Source organism: Hydrogenophaga sp., assembly GCF_041633695.1.
GTDB lineage: Bacteria > Pseudomonadota > Gammaproteobacteria > Burkholderiales > Burkholderiaceae_C > Hydrogenophaga.
In genome coordinates, this window is record NZ_JBFJMY010000728.1 from 1 (window position 1) to 1,290 (window position 1,290).

Genomic DNA, 1,290 nt, shown 5'->3' on the forward strand with positions numbered 1-1,290 from the left:
ACCCACGGCGCTGGCGACCCGGACAAGGTCGGTCCGGAACCGGAAGGCGCGCCCATCGAGGAAATGGGCCTGGGCTGGAAGAGCAGTCACGGCACCGGCAAGGGCCGGGACGCCATCACCAGCGGCCTGGAAGGCGCCTGGAAACCCAACCCAACCACCTGGGACAACGGTTATTTCGACACGCTGTTTGGCCACGAGTGGGAATTGACCAAGAGCCCGGCCGGTGCCCAGCAATGGGTGGCGAAAAATCCGAAACCCGAGTTCATGATTCCGGATGCGCACGACCCGGCCAAGAAACACCCGCCCATGATGACCACGGCCGACATGTCGCTGCGCATGGACCCGGCCTACGAAAAAATCGCGCGCCGTTTCCACCAGGACCCCGCTGCGTTTGCCGACGCCTTCGCCCGCGCCTGGTTCAAGCTGACCCACCGCGACATGGGCCCCAAGGCCTTGTACCTGGGCCCGGAAGTGCCGGCCGAAGACCTGATCTGGCAAGACCCGGTGCCCGCCGTTGACCACCCGCTGATCGACGCCGGTGACGTGGCCGACCTCAAGGAGCAGGTGCTGGCTTCTGGCCTGTCGGTGGCCGAGCTGGTGTCCACCGCCTGGGCATCGGCCTCCACCTTCCGGGGTTCGGACAAGCGCGGCGGCGCCAACGGCGCACGCGTCCGCCTGGCACCGCAGAAAGATTGGGCCGCGAACCAGCCCGAGCAACTGGCCAAAGTCTTGTCGGTCCTGGAAGGCATTCAGAAGGCTTTCAACGGTGGCCAAAAAGGCGGCAAGAAGGTTTCGCTGGCCGACCTCATCGTGCTCGCCGGCAGCGCCGCCGTGGAAGCGGCGGCCAAGGCCGCTGGTCAAACGGTGGACGTGCCCTTCACCCCCGGCCGCACCGACGCCACGCCGGCGCAGACCGATGCGGCGTCGTTCGAACCCATGGAGCCCGTGGCCGATGGTTTCCGCAACTACCTGAAGAAGGCCTACACCGTGTCGGCCGAACAGATGCTGCTGGACAAAGCCCAGTTGCTGACCCTGAGCGCACCCGAGATGACCGTGCTGGTCGGTGGCCTGCGCGTGCTCGGCGCCAACACCGGCGGGGCTGCCCACGGGGTGTTCACGAAACAGCCGGGCAAGCTGAGCAACGACTTCTTTGTTCATCTGCTCGACATGGGCACGGTGTGGCAACCCGGTGCTGGTGGTGTGTTCGAGGGCCGTGACCGCAAGACCGGCGCCGTGCAATGGACCGGCACCCGCGTGGATCTGGTCTTTGGCTCCAACTCGCAACTGCGC

Annotated in this window: 1 protein-coding gene; it reads left to right on the forward strand. The window is 66.3% G+C overall.

Features of this window, described 5'->3' with window-relative positions; all coding sequences use genetic code 11:
• Positions 1 to 1,290 (forward strand): peroxidase family protein (locus tag ABYB95_RS23615; RefSeq protein WP_372662858.1); only part of this gene is annotated, 1,290 nt, incomplete at both ends.